The following is a 20,337-nucleotide window of genomic DNA, read 5'->3' as shown; positions in this document are numbered from 1 at the left end:
ATGCCGGGAAAAGAAAATATTTACGCCGAGCTTCAAAATAGCCTGATCAAGGGTAACGTCGCGGCGCCCGGCGACATCCATCAGGCCCTTCGCGAGCACGAAGAAACCAAAGAGCCGCTCCTCGACGTTCTCCTGCGGCTGGGCAAATGCGACGAGCGCGCGCTCGTCAAAGTACTCAGCCAGGAGTACGCCATGACATCGGTCAATCCCGCGATCTTCGTCATCGAGCCGGAGCTCATCAAGCTGATTCCCGCCAAAATCGCGGAGAAGTACAACGCTCTGCCGATCACGCGCCTGGAGAACACGTTGACCGTGGCGCTCGCCAATCCGCTGAACCTGAAGGCCATCGATGAGCTCCACAGCATCACGGGCCTGCGCATCAAGGCCGCGGTCGCGCAATACAGCGTGTTGAAAAAATACGTGCAGAAGTACTACTTCGAAGCCAAGCCGGGCGAGGCGCCGGCGGCCGGGGGCTCGGAGAAAAATTACAGCGAGGAGCTCGACGACATCGTGAAGGCCATCGAGATCGAGCAGGATGGCCCCGCCGTCCAGACTTCCGACCTGATGAAGGAAGCGTTCGAAACGCCGGTCATCAAGCTCGTGAACCGGCTCTTGATCGAGGGCATCAAGCGGCACGCCAGCGACATTTTCATCGAGCCCTGGGAAAACCACGTGCGCGTCCGCGCGCGCGTCGACGGGCTTCTGGAAGAAGTCATCCGGCCGCCCAAGTCGCTGGCCTCGGCCATCGTTTCCAGGATCAAGGTCATGAGCAACCTCGACATTGCCGAACACCGGGTCCCGCAGGACGGCCGCATCAAGGTCAAAGCCGAAAAACGCCAGGTGGACATGCGCATTTCGATTTTGCCGACGAGCTTCGGCGAGAAGGTGTGCTTGCGTATTCTGGACACGTCGTCACAGAGCCACGACATCAGCAAGCTGGGGTTCAACGACCGCGAGCAGCAGATCATCAAAGATTCCGCGCAGCGGCCGCACGGCATGATCCTGGTGACGGGCCCTACGGGCAGCGGCAAAACCACGACGCTTTACTCTGTGCTCAAATACCTGGACGATCCCGAAGTGAACATCACAACGGTCGAAGACCCCGTGGAATACCAGATGATCGGCATCAACCAGGTGAACGTCCGCGACACCGTAGGGCTGACTTTTCCGGCGGCGCTGCGTTCGATCCTGCGCCAGGATCCGGACATCATCCTCATTGGTGAAATCCGCGACAACGACACGCTGGACATCGCGGTCAAGGCCGCGCTCACCGGCCACCTCGTGCTCAGCACGCTGCACACCAACGATGCCGCGAGCTCCGTCACGCGCATGATGAACATGGGGCTGGAACCATTTCTCATCGCATCGACTGTGATCATGATTTCCGCCCAGCGCCTGGTGCGCCGCCTGTGCTTCAAATGCCGCCAGCCTTATGAAGTCGATGCCGAAACATTGAAAAACCTGGGCCTGGATCCTTCGAAGCCCCACACCTTTTTTCAGCCGAAAGGCTGCCAGCGCTGCCGCAATTCGGGTTACGCCGGCCGCACCGTGATCACGGAAATCCTGGAAATGACGCCGCAGGTGATTTCGATGATTGCAAAGGCCGCTTCTTCGGACGACATCAAGGCGCAGGGGCGTGAGCAGGGCATGACCACGCTCCGCGAATGCGCCGTGCGCAAGGCCTCGGAAGGGGAGACGTCGCTGGAAGAGGTTTACCGCGTGACCGCCGCGGACCAGGCGAAAACGGGAGGGAAGGCCGCATGACGCCTCATTTTTCCGCGGACAAACTGGCCGAGCTCCTCGTCGAGGAAAAAAAGGTGGACGCGGAAAAGTTGAAAGAGCTGATGCCTCTTGCACGGAAAGAAAAAAAGACGGTTTTGCAGCTGATCACCGAAAAAGAGATGATGAAGGACGACGAGATGATCGATTTCATGAGCAACCATCTCGGGATCCCCCTCCTGAATCTTCCGGCTTACCGTATCCCCAAAGAAATCATCAAATCGTTTCCGGCCAAGATCGCGGAACGTTATCGCGTCATCCCGCTGTCGCGCATTAAAAAACTTGTTACGCTGGCGACCAGCAATCCTTTCGATCTCATGCTGAAAGACGACATCAAAGGGCTTCTCAGCTGCGACGTGGCTCTGGTTCTCGCGCCTCCCAAAATGATTTCGGGCCTGATCGAGCAGTACTATTCCGAAAGCGCCAACCTGGATGAAATCATCGAAGGCATCGACGAAGACAGCCTCGAAGTCATCAAGGAAGACAACAAAGATGAGGACAAGGGCTCCGGGGGCAAGATCGACAATGCCCCGGTCGTGCGCATGGTGAACGTGATCCTGGACGGCGCGCTGAAGTCTCGCGCTTCGGACATCCATTTCGAGCCGTACGAAAAAGAATTCCGCGTGCGCTACCGCATCGACGGCGCGCTTCACGAATCGTTCGCGCATGCCAAGGACGTTTATCCCGCCGTGGTCGCCCGAGTCAAAATCATTTCCCAGCTGGACATCACGGAAAAGCGCGTGCCGCAGGACGGGCGCTTCCGCATCAAGGTTCACAACACGGAGGTGGATTTCCGCGTTTCCATCCTGCCGACGTATTTCGGAGAGAAAATGGTGCTCCGCGTGCTGGACAAATCGGGTTTGAAATCCGGCCTCGACAAACTGGGCTTCACGGAAAGGCCCACGTCCAGGATCGCCGAGATCATCAAGCATCCTTACGGCATGATGCTCGTGACCGGCCCCACGGGCAGCGGAAAATCCACGACGCTCTACACGATCCTGGGGACGTTGAACACGGCCGACCGGAACATCATGACCATCGAAGATCCCGTCGAATACCAGGTGGAAGGCATAAGCCAGACCGGCGTGATCCCCGAAGTCGGGCTCACGTTTGCCGCGGGGCTGCGCTCGCTTTTGCGCCAAAGCCCGGACATCGTGCTGGTCGGCGAAATCCGCGACGGCGAAACCGCGGACATCGCGGTCAAAGCCGCGTTGACCGGCCATCTTGTCTTCAGCACGCTGCACACCAATAGCGCGGCCGGCGCCGTCACGCGCCTCATCGACATGGGTGTGGAGCCTTTCCTCATCGCGTCCTCGCTGGTCGGGGTGGCCGCGCAGCGGCTCATGAAAAAAATCTGCCAGTTCTGCAAAGCGCCGTGCGAAGTTCCGGAAGACGTGATGCGGCGCTGCCACATGAAACCCGAAGACATGAAGGACATTAAGAGCTTTAAAGGCAAGGGCTGCGCGAAATGCAACAACACCGGTTACTACGGGCGCCTCGGCACAACCGAGGTTCTCACGATCGACAATGAAATCAGGGAATTGATCATTCAAAGAAAATCCAGCAATGTTATTCACGAGGCTGCCGTTAAAAAGGGAATGGAGACGCTGTTTGAAAATGCCTTCTCTCTTTTCAAACTCGGCCAAACCACCATGGAGGAAGTCCTGCGGGTGACCGCTTCGGACCACTAAGCTTATGCCAACCTTCGAGTATCAGGTCAAAGACAGAACAGGCAAAGATCAGAGCGGGATTCAGGAAGCTCCGGACGTGGGCACGCTTGTCGGCACGCTGCGTTCCCAGGGCCTCATCATCGTCCGGGTGAACGAGATCCAGGCGAAGAAAGTTTTCAACGTCTCCAAAGGCCCGGCCAAGAGAAAGGGAAAGAGCGGCAGCGTCAAGCTGGACGACCTCGTCGTCTTTTCCCGCCAGATGGCCACGCTGGTGTCCGCGGGCATCCCGTTGATCCAGGCGCTGGACATTCTCGGCGAGCAGGTGGAGAAAGACCGGTTCCGCGTCATCCTGAAAACCATGCACCAGGACGTGCAGAGCGGCAAAAGTTTTTCCGAGGCCATGCAGAAACATTCGAAGGTGTTCTCGACTCTCTTCATCAACATGGTGCGCGCCGGTGAAACCAGCGGAAGCCTGGAAGAGATTCTCGACCGCGTCGCCAACTACCTCGAAAAAACGAGCGCCCTGCAGAAGAAGGTGAAGTCCGCGATGATGTATCCGCTGTCGGTCACCATCATCGCCTTTTTGATCACCTTCGGCATGATGACCTTCGTTATCCCGAAATTCGCGGAGATCTTCGAAGGTCTGGACGCGAAATTGCCGGTCATCACGCAGACGCTGATCGACATCAGCCGTTTCATGGCCGCCAACTGGCTGCTGATCCTGGGGGGTATCGGCGGCGCGATCTTCCTTTTCACGCAGCTCATCAAGCTGCCGGCAGGACGATTGGCCTTTGACTCTTTCATCATCAAAATGCCGATTTTCGGGCCCATCCTCCTGAAAGTGGCCGTCAGTAAATTTTCGAGGACCCTCGCCACCCTTGTCCGAAGCGGCGTTTCCATCCTGCAGTCCCTGGAAATCGTCGCGAAGACGTCGGGCAACAGGCGCATTGAGCTGGTGATCACCTCGCTGATGGATTCGGTCAAGAAAGGGGAAAGTATCTCAGGACAGCTCCTCAAAAGCGACGTTTTCCCCCAGATGGTCGTGCGCATGATCGCCGTCGGCGAAGAGACGGGCGAATTGGAAGAGATGCTCATGAAGATTGCCGATTTTTACGACACGCAGGTCGATGCGGCGGTGGACGGCCTGACTTCCCTGATCGAACCCTTGATCATCCTGTTTCTCGGGGTGGTCATCGGCGGCATCGTGATCGCGCTCTTCCTGCCGATCCTGACGCTGACGCAGCATATTAAATAGGAAGCGGAAAGAGTTTTTAACGAGATGAAAAAAACTGAGATTTTAACGAAATTTAGTCTTGTGAGGATTTGAAGTTTTGGTAGGAATAACTTACAGTTGAATTAGCAGTAAATCTGATTGTATGGAGGCATGTATGAATTTTATTACAAAGAAGAATCAAAAAGGTTTTACGCTTGTCGAAATCATGATCGTGGTTGCCATTATCGGCCTTTTGGCCGCGATTGCGATTCCGAACCTGCTTCGTGCAAGGATGAATGCCAATGAAGGTGCCATGAAGACGGACCTTCGGGCTTTCAGCTCTGCCAACACCAGCTTCCAGGCGGCACAGAATCCGCCGGCTTTTGCGGCAAACGTGGCCGCTCTTACCGGTGCGGTGCCTGCTTATCTGGATGCTTCGTGGGGAGCGGCTACCGGAAAGCATGGCTTTAACCTGGCCTATGCCGGCGGAGGAGCGGGTACTCCGGATTCGTATTCGCTGCTTTCGACGCCTGTCGTTGCCAACCAGACAGCGACGAACACGTATTGTGTGGACCAGACGGGCGTGATCGTAGGATCGGTAAACGGCGCGGGCGCTCCTGCCGGAGCGGCGGCCGGTTGTGCGGGCGGTACGGCCATTTCCGGCTAAGCCGCAGCGCATTTTAGGACGTTTGGGAAACCGCCCCGCATTAATTTGCGGGGCGGTTTTTCTTTGCCTATCCTGTGGAAAACGTTTCTATCGCAAGGCTTAACGGGTGATTGGGACTTATTTAAGGAAGCAAAAGAACTATAGGAATCTGAGGAGTTTTAGTTTTGATAGAATTTGCCGAAACAGCACCCATGTGGTAATAGTTGTAATAGTCGCGATGACATAATGGAGGTGTTAAATGATACGCATGATAAGGAAGAACCAAAAAGGTTTTACGCTTGTAGAAATTATGATCGTGGTGGCCATCATCGGCCTGCTCGCCGCGATCGCGATTCCGAACTTGCTACGTGCTAGGATGAACGCTAACGAAGGCGCCATGAAGACGGACCTTCGTGCTTTTAGCTCTTCAAATGAAAGCTTTCGCGCTGCACAAAATCCTCCGGCCTATGCGGCGAACGTTGCCGCGTTGACGGGCGCTGTTCCGGCTTATCTGGACGCGTCTTGGGGCGCTGCCGGTGGTAAACACGGCTTCAACCTCGCTTATGCGGGCGGTGGTGCGGGTACCCCGAACACGTTCTCGCTGCTTTCCACGCCGGTTGTGGCCAACCAGACTGCGACCAACACCTATTGCGTTGACCAGACGGGTGTGATCGTCGGTTCGGTGAACGGTGCAGGTGCTCCTGCTGGCGCCGCTGCGGGTTGCGCTGGTGGTACCGCGATCGCTGGCTAGTAAGTGGTTTGAAACACGGAAAACCCGCCCCGCAGCGTTGCGGGGCGGGTTTTTTTTTAACCTGCATGAAGAGGCTTTGTCGGACGATATCTAGGTATCATTAAAAGAGCTCTTGCAACCGCCCAAACGGGCTCTCAACCTCAAGTGTGAACATGAAGTTCGACCTTCCGAAACTCGACAAAATTCAACCGGTCCTGCAGAAGCTCCAGGAAAAGGCCGGCCCTTTGCTCGGTAAATTAGGCGGCATGAAATCGGGTGCCGCGGCAAAAGAAGGGCCCGTCAGGGCCGTCGCCTGCGATTACGGGGCCTCGAAGATCCTGGTGCTGGACCTCGAAAAGAGTGCCGCGGGCATCTCCGTGCAGAACTTCAAAATCGTGCGTCGTCCGAAAGAGTCGGGAAAGAGCGCTGATGCGCTGAAAGAAGCGTTCGCGGGAATCTCGCCCGAAAAAGTCCATATCTCCGTGAAAGGGCAGAGCGTCATCATCCGTTTTATCCAGTTTCCTAAAATGAGCCCGGCCGAACTCCGCAGCGCCATCGCTTACGAGGCGGAGAACTACATCCCGTTCAAACTCGACGAAGTTATCCTGGACTTCCATATATTAGGGGAGCGGAAGTCTGACAATGCGGCAGTCCTGCTCGACCTGCTTTTGATTGCGGTCAAAAAAGAGGAGATCTACCCGCTCATCAAGGATTTCCAGGACGCCGACATCTCGATCGGGCTGATCGACGTGGATATCCTTGCCTCGCTGAACGCGCTCGAATACCTGCACCCCGAAGAATTCAAGACCGGGGCCATAGCGTTCCTGGACATCGGGGACGAAATTTCCAGCCTGAGCATCGTGCTGGATGGTAAGCCGCGTTTCATCCGGGACATTTCGTTCGGGGGCAAAGACATTGCCAAACGCCTGCGGAGGAAGCTCGGGATGACGCAGGAAGACGCGGAGAAGACTCTGGAAGGCGGAAGTGCGGCCACGCCGGAAAGCAAGCAAGTCCTGGTGGAAGCCGTGGAGACGTTGTGCTCCGACCTGAAAGTGACGCTCGATTATTATCTCGGACAAGTGACGGACGCGCGCCCGGTGCAGAAGATTTACCTGGGCGGAGGCGGAGGGGACCTCCAGGTCGTCGGAAGCATCCTCCAGCAGCAGCTCGGCATCCCGTCCGAATTGATGAAGGCCGACAAGCTGATCCTGGCGCCGGGCATGGACCGGGCTCTTTTTGAAAAAAATCAGCGCCTGATTCCCGTGGCGCTGGGACTTTGTTTGAGGAACTAGAAGGCCCCGTGATGCTGGAAATCAACCTTTTACCCGAAGAATTCCGCGTCAAAGAAAAAGCGCAGACAACCCAGCTGCCGCTCGTCAAGATCGGCATCGCCGCAGGCGCCTGCCTGGCGCTCCTGACCGTCTTCTTTTATTTCGATTATCTGGGCAGCAACGCGCGTCTCAAAAAGCTGGACGCGGAGTGGAAGGAAGTCCAGCCGCAGGCCCAGGTCCTCAACAACCTGAAAAACGAAGTGGAAAACGTCCTCAAGACCGAAAAGGATTTTTTGGAGCGGTTCGTCACGACGCAGCGGCCCCTCACGCAGGTCCTCGAGTGGCTGAGCGGCAATCTGCCGGAGAGCGGGTGGCTGACGGGCGTGAGCCTGAAACATCAGGCCCAGAAGCGGGATCTCGTGATCCAGGGGCTTTGCCTGGCGACTAAGGAAAAATCCAGCATCGAATCCATCGAACTTTACCTGCACCAGCTCAAAGAGCTGATGCCCGAGACCAAGCTTTCGCTCACGACGTCGCGTCAAATCGTGGAAAACGTCGAGCTCACGCAGTTCACGGCGATTTTTCAATGGGACACAGGGGAGGCGAAAAAAGCATGAAGCCGCTGAACCAGATGACGCCTCAGGACTTTCTCGTGCTGGCCAAATCCATCGATAAGAAGACCTGGACGATGATCGGGGCCGGAGCGGCCGGGGCGCTCTTGCTGACGTATTTTCTTGTCTGGCCCGCCTGGATCAAGCGGCCCATGGTCAAGACTCAGATCGCGGCCGTGCAGGGGCAGATCATCCAGCTGCAGACGCTGCGACGGAAAAAAACGGTGTGGACTCAGGAAAAAGAAGCATCGGAAAAATTCATCAAAGACGTCAAAGGCCGCCTTTATTTTCCGGGGGAGACATCGCTGCTTTTGGGAAAGATCGCAAGACTTGCGGACGAAAGCCAGATCAAGATCGTTTCGTCCTCGCCGCAGGAGGTCAAAACGGATTTTCCGAAGCCTTTTGACGCGAAGTACAAAGCTGATTATTTTGATTTCACCGTGGAAGGCGGCTACCATCAGATCGCCGACTTCATCAGCCGCGTGGAATCCTACGACAAGATCCTGCGGGTGGAAGACTTCACGATCACGCCGGAAGAGGACACGCCGGAAAAGCACATGGTCCACCTGACGCTTTCGGCCGTATCGCTGCAGGAGCCTCAGGCCGCCGCCGCAGCCGGCACCTAAAATTTCTTAGAAAGGGAAAAAATAAACTTTATGTTTTTCAAGAGAAGCCGATGCTTTAAGCGGGAATACAAAGCGGCGTTTCGAGCCGCCTGGCTCTTTGTCCTCATGACCGCGTCAGTTTTTCCGGTTGCATTGGCTGAAAATGTTCAATATCATAGCGAAGGCCGGAGAGATCCCTTCATCCCTTTAGTCGGGCCTCACGGGATCATCACCCGCCAGCCAAAAGCAGCCGCGTTCCAGATCGAAGGCATTATCATCGATCCGCAAGGCGGTTCGATGGTGCTCATCAACGGCGATGTTTATCACGCCGGAGATAAAATAGGCGAGGCGACGCTCCTCCAGATTTTCAAGGACCGCATCATCCTCGCCCAGGAAGACGAAGAAAAAACGATATGGTTAAGAGAAGAAATAACCGGACAACCCGGCGAAGCCAAGAATGATATTAAAAGCCCCCAAAAGAAATAAGCCGTTCGTCGCCCTCCTCGCCTCCTTTTTGACCCTGGTTTCTCAGACGGTCTATGCCCAGCAGCCTGCGGCGCAGCCCGTCAGCCAGCCCGCGGTTGAGGCCAATAATAATGAAGAAGCGATGACCACGGTGACGCTTGATTTCAAAGACGCGGACATTAATACGGTGCTCCGCGTCATGAGCCTCAAAAGCGGCGTCAATATCGTGGCGGGCCCGGAAGTGCAGGGGACCGTGACTATTCGCCTGGAAAACGTGCCCTGGAAGAAGGCGCTTGAGGTGGTGCTTCGGACCTACGGCTACGTGTTCGAGAAGGACGGCAATATCATCCGCGTGACCACGCGGGAAAATCTCGCGGCCGAACCGCTTGTCACCAAGACGTTCATCCTGAATTACTCGAAGGCCGCGGAAGTCATGGAAGCGGTCAAAGACATGCTGACCGAACGCGGACGCATCAAGGTGGCGGAGCGCACGAATATGCTCGTCATCACGGACATTCCCACCAACCTTTACAGCATCGAAGAAGTCGTGACAAAACTGGATAAGGTGACGCCGCAGGCGTACATCGATTCCAAGGTCGTCAAAACCGACGTCGGGACCGCGGAAAACCTCGGCGTCGAATGGCGTACCGGCGGCGATTCCGCGACGCAGCTTCTCAAGCTCTCGGGCTCGAGCCGACCCACGACTTTTCCGTTTGCCAGCAAAACCGATAATTTGTTCGGCGGTAACATCGGTAATGCGCTGCAGCAGTATTTCCCGGTTCTCAATACGGACCCGGGCACTGCCGCTGCAAATCCGAACGATCCTCGCGGCTTTCCGGAACCGGAAGCCTCCGCCAGCACCACCTATAATTACGGCACGCTGGATTTTTCAGGTTTCAGCGCCATCCTCCAGATGCTGAAGACCCGCAGCAACACCAAAGTTGTTTCCAATCCCAGGATCGTGGTCTTGAACAACCAGTCCGCGAACATCCAGGTCGGAAGCGATATTCCTCTTCCCACTTTCGAGCGCAACGAAACGACGGGCAGCGTCGAGATCAGCGGTTTTTATTACCGCCAGGTCGGCGTTGTCCTGAAAGTGACGCCTCACATCAATTCCGAAGAAGAAATTCTTGTGGACCTCAACCCCGAGGTCAGCTCGACCGGGGCCAACATTGATTTCGGTGAGTTCCAAATTCCAAGCTTTAACGTGACAAAGGCTATCACGCAGGTGCTGATCCGCAGCGGTGAAACCATCGCCATCGGCGGTCTGCTCACGGACAATGTCGCGATGAATGAATCGAAGGTACCTTATTTGGCAGATCTACCCCTGGTAGGTAAAGCTTTCAGATCAAAACGTCAAACGGCAGGAGATGCTAATAAAAAAGTCGAAACACTATTTTTTGTCACGGTGACCATGGTGGATACGGAAGGTCAACCGGCCGGCCAAAGGGTCGCGGGGAAACAAAACGTGGGCAGCGCTGCGGCGCATGCGCCCGCGTCGAGCTCCGCCGCCCAGGCCTCAGGCGCAGCAGACGAAACAGCAAGCATGCAAAGCGGGCAAACTACGGTTCCGCCCGCACAAAACGCTCAACCCGAAGCGGGGACAGCGGCTCAGCCTCCGGCGGCCGCGGCTCAGTGAACGGGGCTTTGGAATAGAACTCCAAAGGCCGGTCCTTGACCGGTTGATCTGATTTTGCATTTCACGCGATTTCCTCTGTCTTTCCTTCCCAGCCAGCATGCCCCAAAGTTTGTCCCCGTGTCTTATCTTTAATCGCATTGAAAGGAACTTGTTTTATGAAACGGGAAATTCTCATCAGTCAGGAAGCCAATGAAAAAAGGGTCGCCATTCTCGAAGACGGCCGTCTGGAAGAGCTCTACATGGAGCGCTCCGACCACGGAAGAATGTTCGGGAATATTTATAAAGGAAAGGTGAAGACCGTCATCAAGGGCATCGGCGCCGCCTTCGTGGACCTGGGAACCAAGAAAGACGGGTTCCTCTATGTCGCCGACGCCTTGCAAAACCCTCTGGATCCGGAACTCGACGGCGACTCCGGCGATATTGATGATGAAGAAGACGACGAGGACGAAGCGGAAGGCAATGGCCGTCCGCAGAAGAAGCGCCGCCGCCACCATCAGGGGCGCGAGCGGATGAAGTCCATCGACGAAGTCCTGAAAATCGGCCAGGAAGTCATCGTGCAGGTTGTCAAGGAGGCCATCCGAAACAAGGGGCCCCGCCTGACCACTCACTTTTCCATTCCCGCGCGTTATTTGGTGATGATGCCCGGCGAATCCAAGGTCGGTATTTCACGCCGGATCGAAGACCGGAAAGAGCGGGATCGCATCCGACAGATTTTCGAATCCATGGAGCTGCCCAAGGGCGTCGGCTTCATCGTGCGCACGGCCGGTGAAGGTAAGAGCGAAAAAGAATTCGCGCGCGACATCCGGTATTTGACCCGTCAATGGGCGCGCATTGAAAAGGGAATGAACGAGGGGCGCGCTCCGAACCTCATCCATCAGGAGCTGGATCTCGTCGAACGCGTGATCCGCGACCACCTGACCGATGAAACCGACAAGATCGTCGTGGACAACAAAGACCTGTTTCACCGGGTTAAACGCTTCGTCGGGATTTACCTCCAGGGCGGGCACACGCTCAAGGTCGAGATGTACAAGGGCAACGAATCGCTTTTCGAAAAGTTCAACGTCGAAAAAGAGATCGAGGCCACGTTCCAGCGCAACGTGTACCTGAAATCCGGCGGCCACATCGTGATCGAGCAGACGGAAAGCCTTGTTGCGATCGACGTGAACACCGGCAAATTCACGGGCACCCGAAATCTCGAGGAAACCGTCTACAAAAACAATATGGAAGCGGCCTGGGAAGTTGCCCGGCAGCTCCGGCTGCGGGACGTCGGCGGCATCGTGATCATCGACTTCATCGACATGGAGCGGCACGAAAACCGGCGGAACCTGATGCGCGCCTTCAAGGAAGCCGTGAGGCCGGACCGCGCTAAAATCAACATCCTGCCCATGTCCGAGCTCGGCCTCGTGGAAATGACGCGGCAGAGGATCAAGGCTTCGCACGAAAGCACGGTTCACAGGACCTGTCCGTATTGCAATGGCCGCGGCATCGTCAAATCGCCGACGAGCATGGCCATCCAGACCATCCGGGAACTGCGCAAGGCCCTGGCGCATTCCAGCAACAGGCTGGTCAATGCGTACGTGCACCCGACGGTTTCCGAGCGCCTGCTGAATCAGGAGAAACGTGCCCTGCAGCAGCTGGAGAGCACTAAAAACAGCCGGATTTACGTGTTTTCCGAGCCGAGCATGCACCTCGAGGACATCAACATTACGTTTGTCCAGTAGACCCGGCCTCGGTAAGGCCGGGACGGCGAGAACTTTTCCAGTCTGAAGCTGGAAACGCCGGCCGCGCCTTGATATAATGCGGGCATGACTTTCCTCGCAGCCGCCCTTTTCCTGCTTGTGCTTGCCTGTCTCGGCGCCGTTGTGTTTGTCCTGGCCCGTTTTACCGCAGCCGGCAAACAGGACAACGCCGCGGTCGTATCCCAGCTGCAAAAGGAAATGGCGGATCTCCGGACCGCGCTCAAAGACCAGAGCCTCGGCCTCGAGCGCCAGGTCCACGAGCATTTCAAGGAAAACCAGAAGTTCCTCCAGACGTCCCAGCAGGGTTACGCCCAGACGGTCGGCAATCTCCAGCACAAGCTGGGCGAACTGCATAAAGCCACCCAGGAAATGTCCGACATCGGCAAAGACATCGCGTCGCTGCAGGACATCCTGCGCTCGCCCAAACTGCGCGGCGGGCTCGGCGAACTGATGCTGGGCGAGCTTCTCGCGCAAATCCTTCCGCCCGATCATTTCTGTCTTCAATACGGTTTTCAGAACGGAAGCAAAGTGGACGCGGTCATCACGCTCGGACAGGGGATGGTGCCGGTGGACGCGAAGTTTCCTCTGGAAAATTTCCGCCGCGTGATCGCCGCGGAGGGCGACGAAGAAAAGTCGCTTCGCAAACTGTTCGCGTCGGACGTGAAGAAGCACATCGATTCCATCGCCGAAAAATACATCCTTCCGGAAGAAGGAACTTTCGAATTCGCGCTCATGTACATTCCCGCGGAAAACATCTACTACGAAACCATCATCAAACATGAAGGCCAGAACGAAAGCCTCTCCGAATACGCGATGCGGAAAAAGGTCATCCCGGTTTCGCCCAACAGTTTTTATGCTTACCTCCAGGCCATTGTGCGCGGCCTCAAGGGCCTGCGCATCGAGCGCTCCGCCCAGCTGATTCTCGAAAATCTGGGCCAGCTCGAAACGGACTTCGCCAAATGCCTGGCGGATTTCGAAAAGGTTGGGGCGCACCTGTCCAATGCGAAATCGGCTTTCGACAAGACCGAGAAACGCTTCGACCAGATCCACCACAAACTCTCCGCGATCGAAAAGCGCGACGCCCAGGGCCTGCTGAACGACGAGTCCTGAGGCCGTCCGGGGGGAGGCCTCCCGAGGTACTTGTGACACGAGATCCCGATCCTTCGCTTCAAGAACACCTCCGCCTCATGGTGGCCCGCCAGCTCGAAACCCGTGACATTCATTCCCCGCAAATCCTGCAGGCCATGCGTAAAGTCCCGCGGCCTTTGTTTATTCCGGAACCGGTGCGCGGCCAGGCTTTCGAGGACGGTCCCGTTTGCATCGGTGCGGGGCAGACGATTTCCCAGCCATACATCGTGGCATTTATGACGCAGGCGCTCGAGGTGTGCCCCGGCGAGCGCGTTCTCGAAATCGGGACCGGCTCGGGCTATCAAACTGCGGTGCTCGCCGAACTGGGTGCGGAAGTCTTCAGCGTGGAGATCGTAGAGACGCTGCATCAGGAGGCTGCCGCGCGTCTGAAACGCCTGCGCTGCAAGCATGTGCACCTTCGTCTCGGCAACGGGTGGGAGGGATGGCCGGAAAAAGCGCCGTTCGATAAAATCCTCGTGTCGGCGGCTCCCGATAAAATTCCGCCGACTTTGGCCGATCAATTAAGAGACGGAGGGAAAATGATCATCCCTGTCGGCAGCGATCAGCAGCACCTTATCCTGGGAGTCAAGCAAGGTGGGCATTTTAAAAAAATTGAAACGATTCCTGTCCGGTTTGTCCCTATGGTCGGGGAAACCGCCGCGCAAAAAAAAGAGGCGCAGGATCAGAGCTCCTCGTAAAAAGGCCAGGCCCAAAGCCAGGCGGGCCGCTGCCCGTCCCGTAAAACAGAAAAAAGCTTCCAAGCCCAAGAAGAAGGCGCCCGCGCCCAAGCCCAGCCCAAGGCCGGCAAAGCTGCCTGTCGTAAAAGCCAAGGCCAAGTTGAAGACTGAGACCAAACCGGTGCGCCCCGCAAAGGTTTCCGCCAAAGCTCTCCCGAAAGACGAGGCGCCGGGAACTTATGTGGGCAACTTGACGCATTATTTTCCCAAAGTCCACGCGGCGGTCCTCAAGCTGGAGGAGCCGCTCGACCTTGGGGATTCTATTGTGATCCTCGGAAAATCGGGTAAGATAAGGCAAAAAGTGAAGTCCATGCAGATCAACAGGATTCCGATCGACCAGGGGCGTCCGGGCGAGGAGATCGGCCTGGAGGTCAAGAGCGACGTGTCCGTGGGCGACAAAGTGTACCGGATCTAAAGCAGGCGGGAGGCGTATGGCCAGACATTATCTTCGCGTGTATCAGGAGTTCGACCTGGAGGATGTGGAAAAGCATTTGCTCATCATGGGCGATTTGTCGGCGGATTGTTCGGCCTGCCGCGCGCTCGGGATCGACGGTTACACGGCCACGTCCTGCCCGGAATGCGGGGTTCCGTTCAAATACATCACGAGCCGCCGGATCGAGACCCATCAGGGCGAGCGTTTCACCACCGTGCGCCGCATCCGGGAGAAAAGGCCGGAGATGGTCTTCATCGACTACGGCGATTTTCAAAAAGCCGTCGGCCAGAAAAAAGCCCGCGATTTTTTCGGCTCGTAACCTTCCGGAAATTCCAAACATGGATCTGACCTCCGAACTCGCAAAAAAAGCCGTCCGCATCGCGGACACTCTGCGTAAAGCGGGCCATACGGCTTATTTCGCCGGCGGCTGCGTCCGCGATCATCTGATGAAGAAGCCGCCTCAGGATTTCGACGTGGCGACGTCCGCGGTTCCGGACGTAATCGAAAAGCTTTTTCCCCGCACGATCCCGGTCGGCAAGCAATTCGGCGTCATGCTCGTCGTGGAAGAAGGCGAGCATGTTTTCGAAGTGGCCACGTTTCGTACCGAAGGCGGCTATCAGGACGGCCGGCACCCAACCCACGTCAGCTTTACGGGCCCGAAGGAAGATGCGGCGCGCCGCGATTTTACGGTGAACGGTCTTTTCTATGACCCCTTCGAAGAAAAAGTCATTGATTTCGTGGGCGGCGGCGAGGATTTGAAAAAGAAGGTCATCCGCGCGATTGGTGAACCGGAAAAGCGCTTTGAAGAAGACAAGCTGAGACTTTTAAGGGCCGTCCGGTTTGCTTCGGTGCTCGGCTTCGAGATTGAGCCGGAAACCTGGAACGCCGTGAAAAAAATGGCGGCCGAGATCCGGTGCGTCAGTCCGGAGCGCATCCGCGACGAAGTCGTAAAAATTCTGACTCGAACAGGCGCGGCCCGTGGTTTTTCGCTTTTGTCCGAGTCCGGTCTTCTAAAAGTCATCCTGCCGGAACTCGAAGCCATGAAGGGCGTGGAGCAGCCGCCGCAATACCATCCGGAAGGCGACGTGTTCATTCACACGCGCATGCTGCTGGAAAAACTGAACGAGCCCTCGGCAACGCTCGCGCTTTCCGCGCTTTTCCACGACGTGGCCAAACCGGTCACGTATGCGATTCGCAACGGCAAGATCTGTTTTTACGAGCATGCGCCCATCGGCGCCAAGATGACGCGTGAGATCATGAAGCGTCTGCGGTTCTCAAATGAAGAAATCGACAAAGTCTCGGAAGCCGTGGAAAACCACATGAAATTCGCGGACGTGCAGAAAATGCGCGAGGGGAAGCTCATGCGTTTTATCGCCCGCGACAATTTCGGGGAAGAGCTGGAATTGCACCGCATCGACTGTCTTTCCAGCCACGGCAAGCTCGACAATTATGACTTCCTCAAACAGAAGCGGGCGGCTTTCGCGGAGGAGCAGCTCAAGCCCAAGCCGCTCCTCAACGGCCATGACCTGCTGGCCATGGGAGCCGCGCCTGGGCCGCTGATCCGGGAGATTCTGGACGAGGCTTATACCCTGCAGCTGGAAGGGGCTTTTCCCGGCAAGGCCGAGGCCCTGGCTTGGGCGGAGAAGCAGCTCCGCAAGGCTAAGTAACAGCCCCTCAAGGTTTTACCATCAAAAACCGATATCCTAAGGTCCCCACAGGAGGCCTTATGCAAAAAAAAATCGTTCCCGTCATGATTCTCATCTTTGCTTTTTCCGGCTGCGCGCGCACGGAAAAGGTGCGTGCCGTGGAAGCTCCGGCTTCCGCGCCGTACGATACGCTCGGAACTCTTGAAGTCCAGGAACGCGCCTGCCGTATCGCGCCGGTTCTTACCGGCATGACGAAAGAGGCCGTAACCCTGGGAAGGGCCGACACCTCGCGCGCGGAGATGTACAAAAACAAATTGAAGGATACGCTTGCCCGCACCGCCAAAAACCGTTACGGCGCCAATGCCGTGGTGAACGTCACGTATTGGCCGGATCCTGCTTCCAGCGTTTTTCCGGAAGGCTATATCCATGCGCGGGGAGAAATGATCCGCTACAAAAAGTTTCCGGCTCCCGAAACTGAGGCTCCGGCGCCGTCTGCCGCCGTGCTGGAATAAACCCCTTTGATTTCACAGCCGGGTGGGGCAGAATGGCCTCTGTGAAGACGTTACTCCTAGTGTTGGTGGTTTTTTTGAGCGTTGTGCCGCGTCTTTGGGCCGAGAAAGTTTCCTCGATTCATCCGGACGGCAGTCTGGCGTTGGATAACGGCCAAACCGTACAGCTCGCAGGCCTGGAGCTTCCCGAGGAAACCCTCCGCCTTTTGCCCATTCTTTTAGGCGGGAAAGACATCGAAGTCCGCCCGGATACGGCTCCGGCGGAAGGCCCCGTGCCCGCGTACCTTTTTGTGAATACGTCGGAAATCGACATGCCCTTTGCGGACAAATTCAAGACGCGGGAAAAGAAAGTCATGGTGAACGAGCTTCTGCTGTTTCTCGGCGCGGCCAAGGTCGACCGCTCGAAACCCTGCCAGGAGCTCGACGGTTTTCTCCGGCTCGAAGACGAAGCCAAGAAAAAAGCCCAAGGAATCTGGTCCTATGAAGAAAACTTTTCACAAGCCCCGGTATCACCTCCACCGGTCTCTTGATCCGGGTGAGGCGAAAAACCCGCTGCTCCTGATTCCGCCGCTGCTGCTCGCGCTGTGCCTGGCCGCGTCTTTTTTCTCCATGCTGGCCACCACCACGCTTTATTCCACGGAATCTTTCCGCAAGAGCATCGAAGAATCGCTGGCCCGCACGTTTTCCTGCGATGTGGATTTGGGCACGATTTCCATCCGCCCCGGCCGCCAGCCCAAAATTATTGCCGAAGGTCTCCGCGTTTCCGCGCCCGTGACGCATGAAACGGTATTGTCCGCGCCTCAGGCTGTAGTCACCTTGAGCTGGCGCGGCCTTTTTTCAGGCCGCTTCATCGCGGAAAATCTCGAGTTCACTAAACCCTACATCGATCTCAGCGTCGCCGTGCCGCCTCAGCCCGCGGGCGGAAGACTCGCGCAAAAACTGCCGATGCCGAAAATTCCTGATTTCCGTGATCCTTCGAGCTGGGAGTTCGTCCTGCAGTCCATGACGGCTAGCGAAGCTACGGTGATTTTCCGCCCCGACCGGAAATCCGGCGGTCCGGCCGCGGCCTATTCTGTTCATTTTCTGGCCGAAGCGCAGAAAGGCGGAGCCTGGCAGGTGGATGCCGTCGGCAGCCCGCAAGACGCGCCGGCGCAGACCTACAGCCTGCAGGGCGTTTACCAGCCGGCCGAGGATTCTTTTTCCGCAGCCATGAGCGATGCGGACGAGACACTGATGTTCGAAGGCGAGATCAAGCCTTTCCTGCGCGGCAAGCCGCAATTCGAGGGGGAAATCGAATCTTCGGGCATCAGCTTCCAGCGCGTCATGGAGCTTCTCGGTATTGAAAACGATTACCTGGAAGGGGAGATGACCGCGCATCTGGAAGGCCGCAGCCCTTTGACGAAGCTGAGCGAGGTGCTGCCGGAATCCGCGTTGAAAGGCGCCGTCGATATTCGTAAAGGGCGTTTCATCGAAAAAAACATCGTGCGGGAGTCGCTGGCGCTGGCCTTAGACGCCGCGGGCGGGAAACGGAAATCGCCGGAATTCAACCTCCTCGTTTTCGCCACGGTGCTGGAAGAAAAAAAACTGCCGTTTGATATTGCGCAAGCCAACATCGAAGTGGTGCAGGGGCAGGCCTTTGTCCGTGACGCGATGGTGAAGCATGAAAGTTATGCGATCGAAGCCGAAGGTAAAGTTTCGCTGGCAGACCATCAGCTCGACATGCAGGGCAAGATCGTGCTGATGGAAAAACTCACGCAAATGGTCTTGGACGAGTTCCCGTCGCTGGGCGGCCTTGTGAACGAGCACGGCCGCATGGTGCTGCCGTTCATGTACCGCGGGCTTTTGCCGAACGCGAATTTAAAAATCGATTCGGATTACGTCGAGGCCAAGATCAGCGCTTATGCCGCGGCCCATCCGGAGGAGCAGCCTCCGGAACCCGCCGCCGAGAAAGAAGAAGCTCCTTCCGATGCGTGGTGGCGGGCCCCCGTGGACGCATCGCCGCACCGGCCCGAATAACCCCAACCTGACCCATCTTGCCATCACGGAGGAAGCCATGCCGCATGCCGTCATCAGCGTGACCGGAAACGATAAACCCGGCATCATCGCCGAAGTCACGGGCGTTCTTTTCAAGCAAAAAGGAAACCTGGAAGACGTCAGCATGACCATCCTCGAACGTGAGTTCGCGATGATCCTGATCGTCTCGCTCGCCGCGGGCGGGGCCGAACCGAGAGTCCGCAAGGCCCTGGAAGCGCTGGGGCGCCGCGCCGGGCTTTCCATCAACTGGAAGCGTCTCGCTCGCGCCAAATCAAAAAAGCAAAAGGCGACAGACCGGTACATCCTGACGGCGGCGGGCAAAGACCGCACGGGCATCGTCTACCACGTCAGCCGTTTTTTCGCGGGCCGCAGGTTGAACATCACGGACCTGAATTCCAAGATCGTGGCCCAGGGCAGGCAGGGGATTTACGTTCTGGTCCTTGAAGTCGACGTCCCACGGGGATTTTCGAAACGGACGATCGAAGCGGGCCTGGAAAAGCTGCGCCGCAGCCTGCGCATCGACATTCACTGGAAGCCTGTAGAATCCTTGCGGTTTTGACGTGTCTGAAATCCGCTTTTTCCCCGATCCCGTGCTGCGGCAAAAGGCGCGCCCCGTGACAGCGTTCGATGCCTCGCTCGCGCAGCTCGTGCGTAAACTGGAAAAGATCATGCGTGCTCAGAAACACGGCATCGGCATTGCCGCGCCGCAGATCGGCGACGGCCGCGCCGTGGCTCTGGTCGATGTTTCGCCGCGCGTTCCCGGCGCGTCGCTCATCGTCCTGGTCAATCCCCGGATCCTTGAACAGGGCCGAGAAATCCTGAGCCGGGAAGGGTGCATGAGCCTCCCGGATTACACGGCGGATCTCAAACGTTATGACAGCGTCACGGCCCGGTGGCAATCCGCCGACGGCCGGGAGCACGAAAGTAAGTTTCAGGGTATCGAAGCCATCTGCGTCCAGCACGAGATCGACCACTTGAACGGCGTTCTTTTCCTGGATCGCGTGGCCTGCCTGAAGACCGACATGCATTCCCGGACCATGAACAAGCATTCCCGCCGATAGTCCAGGACTGTCCCCCCTTATTTTCCCCTTAATGGGACACTTTTTTTACTCCCTGATTTGCAATTTCTAAAGTCAGGTGGTAAGCTTCCGCCTAATATCGTTTTCCGCTTGATGAAATAAATCGACATTCGTTGGGTCTTTGACATTGATGAAATAACTCATTTGGTATCAATAAGATACGTTAAGTTATTTCCACGATGTTTAATTTTTTAGACATCCCGCCCGTCTGCGGATGATGAAATGGCCCAACGGTAAACGAGCGATCGCTAGCAACAATAAACATCCGTAGACACCCGTGATTATATTTTCAGGGTTTTGCTGATTGGCATAATTCATGTACATAGTTGGACACTCCAGGACATAGTTGGAAATGTCAGGAATTGCACTGAGTTAATAGTCTTGAGTCATTCAGGGAGGAATT

At 56.6% G+C, this 20,337-nt stretch carries 21 protein-coding genes; all 21 read left to right on the top strand.

Annotated elements, in window-relative coordinates; translation table 11 throughout:
• Positions 1-1,764, top strand: coding sequence for an ATPase, T2SS/T4P/T4SS family (locus VL688_11890; GenBank protein HTL48750.1), 1,764 nt, complete (start codon positions 1-3; stop codon positions 1,762-1,764).
• Entirely contained in the window at positions 1,761-3,470 is a 1,710-nt protein-coding gene (locus VL688_11885) for an ATPase, T2SS/T4P/T4SS family (GenBank protein HTL48749.1), read from the top strand. Before VL688_11890 ends, VL688_11885 begins: the two co-directional genes overlap by 4 nt.
• 4 nt (positions 3,471-3,474) lie before the next feature.
• On the top strand, positions 3,475-4,704 hold the full coding sequence (locus VL688_11880) for a type II secretion system F family protein (protein ID HTL48748.1): 1,230 nt from the start codon (positions 3,475-3,477) through the stop codon (positions 4,702-4,704).
• Between the two features lie 133 nt (positions 4,705-4,837).
• On the top strand, positions 4,838-5,329 hold the full coding sequence (locus tag VL688_11875) for a prepilin-type N-terminal cleavage/methylation domain-containing protein (GenBank protein HTL48747.1): 492 nt from the start codon (positions 4,838-4,840) through the stop codon (positions 5,327-5,329).
• A 247-nt stretch (positions 5,330-5,576) separates the two neighbouring features.
• Complete coding sequence (locus VL688_11870; protein HTL48746.1) at positions 5,577-6,059, top strand: prepilin-type N-terminal cleavage/methylation domain-containing protein; 483 nt, start codon at positions 5,577-5,579, stop codon at positions 6,057-6,059.
• 152 nt (positions 6,060-6,211) lie between these two features.
• Positions 6,212-7,330, top strand: coding sequence for a type IV pilus assembly protein PilM (gene pilM / locus VL688_11865; protein ID HTL48745.1), 1,119 nt, complete (start codon positions 6,212-6,214; stop codon positions 7,328-7,330).
• 11 nt (positions 7,331-7,341) lie between these two features.
• The gene (locus VL688_11860; protein HTL48744.1) at positions 7,342-7,926 is read left to right on the top strand and encodes a hypothetical protein; all 585 of its coding nucleotides are present in this window, start codon (positions 7,342-7,344) and stop codon (positions 7,924-7,926) included.
• Positions 7,923-8,546 (top strand): type 4a pilus biogenesis protein PilO, encoded by a 624-nt coding sequence (gene pilO / locus VL688_11855; protein HTL48743.1) that lies wholly within the window; start codon positions 7,923-7,925, stop codon positions 8,544-8,546. The genes VL688_11860 and pilO overlap by 4 nt, the downstream gene beginning before the upstream one ends.
• Before the next feature lie 30 nt (positions 8,547-8,576).
• Positions 8,577-9,011 (top strand): hypothetical protein, encoded by a 435-nt coding sequence (locus tag VL688_11850; GenBank protein HTL48742.1) that lies wholly within the window; start codon positions 8,577-8,579, stop codon positions 9,009-9,011.
• Positions 8,983-10,629 carry a secretin N-terminal domain-containing protein gene (locus VL688_11845; GenBank protein ID HTL48741.1) on the top strand — a complete coding sequence of 549 codons (1,647 nt, stop codon included), beginning with the start codon at positions 8,983-8,985 and terminating at the stop codon, positions 10,627-10,629. Before VL688_11850 ends, VL688_11845 begins: the two co-directional genes overlap by 29 nt.
• A 155-nt stretch (positions 10,630-10,784) precedes the next feature.
• On the top strand, positions 10,785-12,350 hold the full coding sequence (locus VL688_11840; GenBank protein ID HTL48740.1) for an Rne/Rng family ribonuclease: 1,566 nt from the start codon (positions 10,785-10,787) through the stop codon (positions 12,348-12,350).
• A gap of 84 nt (positions 12,351-12,434) precedes the next feature.
• The gene (locus VL688_11835) at positions 12,435-13,478 is read left to right on the top strand and encodes a DNA recombination protein RmuC (GenBank protein HTL48739.1); all 1,044 of its coding nucleotides are present in this window, start codon (positions 12,435-12,437) and stop codon (positions 13,476-13,478) included.
• A gap of 32 nt (positions 13,479-13,510) precedes the next feature.
• Positions 13,511-14,194, top strand: coding sequence for a protein-L-isoaspartate(D-aspartate) O-methyltransferase (locus tag VL688_11830; GenBank protein ID HTL48738.1), 684 nt, complete (start codon positions 13,511-13,513; stop codon positions 14,192-14,194).
• A gap of 139 nt (positions 14,195-14,333) precedes the next feature.
• Positions 14,334-14,648, top strand: a complete 315-nt coding sequence (locus VL688_11825) for a hypothetical protein (GenBank protein HTL48737.1) — start codon at positions 14,334-14,336, stop codon at positions 14,646-14,648.
• Between the two features lie 16 nt (positions 14,649-14,664).
• Positions 14,665-14,985: a hypothetical protein gene (locus tag VL688_11820; GenBank protein HTL48736.1), complete on the top strand. Its 321-nt coding sequence runs from the start codon at positions 14,665-14,667 to the stop codon at positions 14,983-14,985.
• A 19-nt stretch (positions 14,986-15,004) separates the two neighbouring features.
• On the top strand, positions 15,005-16,333 hold the full coding sequence (locus VL688_11815) for a CCA tRNA nucleotidyltransferase (GenBank protein HTL48735.1): 1,329 nt from the start codon (positions 15,005-15,007) through the stop codon (positions 16,331-16,333).
• Positions 16,334-16,392: 59 nt separating this feature from the next.
• A complete protein-coding gene (locus VL688_11810; protein ID HTL48734.1) occupies positions 16,393-16,824 on the top strand; it encodes a hypothetical protein in 432 nt (143 codons plus the stop codon).
• A 41-nt stretch (positions 16,825-16,865) separates the two neighbouring features.
• The gene (locus VL688_11805) at positions 16,866-17,351 is read left to right on the top strand and encodes a hypothetical protein (GenBank protein ID HTL48733.1); all 486 of its coding nucleotides are present in this window, start codon (positions 16,866-16,868) and stop codon (positions 17,349-17,351) included.
• Entirely contained in the window at positions 17,302-18,837 is a 1,536-nt protein-coding gene (locus VL688_11800) for an AsmA-like C-terminal region-containing protein (GenBank protein ID HTL48732.1), read from the top strand. The genes VL688_11805 and VL688_11800 overlap by 50 nt, the downstream gene beginning before the upstream one ends.
• Positions 18,788-19,414, top strand: coding sequence for an ACT domain-containing protein (locus tag VL688_11795; protein HTL48731.1), 627 nt, complete (start codon positions 18,788-18,790; stop codon positions 19,412-19,414). The genes VL688_11800 and VL688_11795 overlap by 50 nt, the downstream gene beginning before the upstream one ends.
• 1 nt (position 19,415) lies before the next feature.
• The gene (gene def, locus VL688_11790) at positions 19,416-19,916 is read left to right on the top strand and encodes a peptide deformylase (GenBank protein ID HTL48730.1); all 501 of its coding nucleotides are present in this window, start codon (positions 19,416-19,418) and stop codon (positions 19,914-19,916) included.
• Positions 19,917-20,337 lie beyond the last annotated feature (421 nt).

It is taken from the genome of Verrucomicrobiia bacterium (assembly GCA_035495615.1).
Lineage (GTDB): Bacteria > Omnitrophota > Omnitrophia > Omnitrophales > Aquincolibacteriaceae > DATJFP01.
The sequence above is the reverse complement of the archived record's forward strand: the minus strand, read 5'-3'. Positions and strand labels throughout refer to the sequence as shown.

What these genes read in the sequence shown, in the direction of transcription:
- VL688_11880 (HTL48748.1), top strand. Translation starts at nt 3,475, where the DNA reads ATGCCAACCTTCGAGTATCAGGTCAAAGACAGAACAGGCAAAGATCAG.
- VL688_11810 (HTL48734.1), top strand. Translation starts at nt 16,393, where the DNA reads ATGCAAAAAAAAATCGTTCCCGTCATGATTCTCATCTTTGCTTTTTCC.
- VL688_11835 (HTL48739.1), top strand. Translation starts at nt 12,435, where the DNA reads ATGACTTTCCTCGCAGCCGCCCTTTTCCTGCTTGTGCTTGCCTGTCTC.
- VL688_11840 (HTL48740.1), top strand. Translation starts at nt 10,785, where the DNA reads ATGAAACGGGAAATTCTCATCAGTCAGGAAGCCAATGAAAAAAGGGTC.
- VL688_11875 (HTL48747.1), top strand. Translation starts at nt 4,838, where the DNA reads ATGAATTTTATTACAAAGAAGAATCAAAAAGGTTTTACGCTTGTCGAA.
- VL688_11850 (HTL48742.1), top strand. Translation starts at nt 8,577, where the DNA reads ATGTTTTTCAAGAGAAGCCGATGCTTTAAGCGGGAATACAAAGCGGCG.
- VL688_11815 (HTL48735.1), top strand. Translation starts at nt 15,005, where the DNA reads ATGGATCTGACCTCCGAACTCGCAAAAAAAGCCGTCCGCATCGCGGAC.
- pilO (HTL48743.1), top strand. Translation starts at nt 7,923, where the DNA reads ATGAAGCCGCTGAACCAGATGACGCCTCAGGACTTTCTCGTGCTGGCC.
- VL688_11820 (HTL48736.1), top strand. Translation starts at nt 14,665, where the DNA reads ATGGCCAGACATTATCTTCGCGTGTATCAGGAGTTCGACCTGGAGGAT.
- VL688_11885 (HTL48749.1), top strand. Translation starts at nt 1,761, where the DNA reads ATGACGCCTCATTTTTCCGCGGACAAACTGGCCGAGCTCCTCGTCGAG.
- VL688_11800 (HTL48732.1), top strand. Translation starts at nt 17,302, where the DNA reads ATGAAGAAAACTTTTCACAAGCCCCGGTATCACCTCCACCGGTCTCTT.
- VL688_11860 (HTL48744.1), top strand. Translation starts at nt 7,342, where the DNA reads ATGCTGGAAATCAACCTTTTACCCGAAGAATTCCGCGTCAAAGAAAAA.
- VL688_11845 (HTL48741.1), top strand. Translation starts at nt 8,983, where the DNA reads ATGATATTAAAAGCCCCCAAAAGAAATAAGCCGTTCGTCGCCCTCCTC.
- pilM (HTL48745.1), top strand. Translation starts at nt 6,212, where the DNA reads ATGAAGTTCGACCTTCCGAAACTCGACAAAATTCAACCGGTCCTGCAG.
- VL688_11870 (HTL48746.1), top strand. Translation starts at nt 5,577, where the DNA reads ATGATAAGGAAGAACCAAAAAGGTTTTACGCTTGTAGAAATTATGATC.
- VL688_11890 (HTL48750.1), top strand. Translation starts at nt 1, where the DNA reads ATGCCGGGAAAAGAAAATATTTACGCCGAGCTTCAAAATAGCCTGATC.
- VL688_11795 (HTL48731.1), top strand. Translation starts at nt 18,788, where the DNA reads ATGCGTGGTGGCGGGCCCCCGTGGACGCATCGCCGCACCGGCCCGAAT.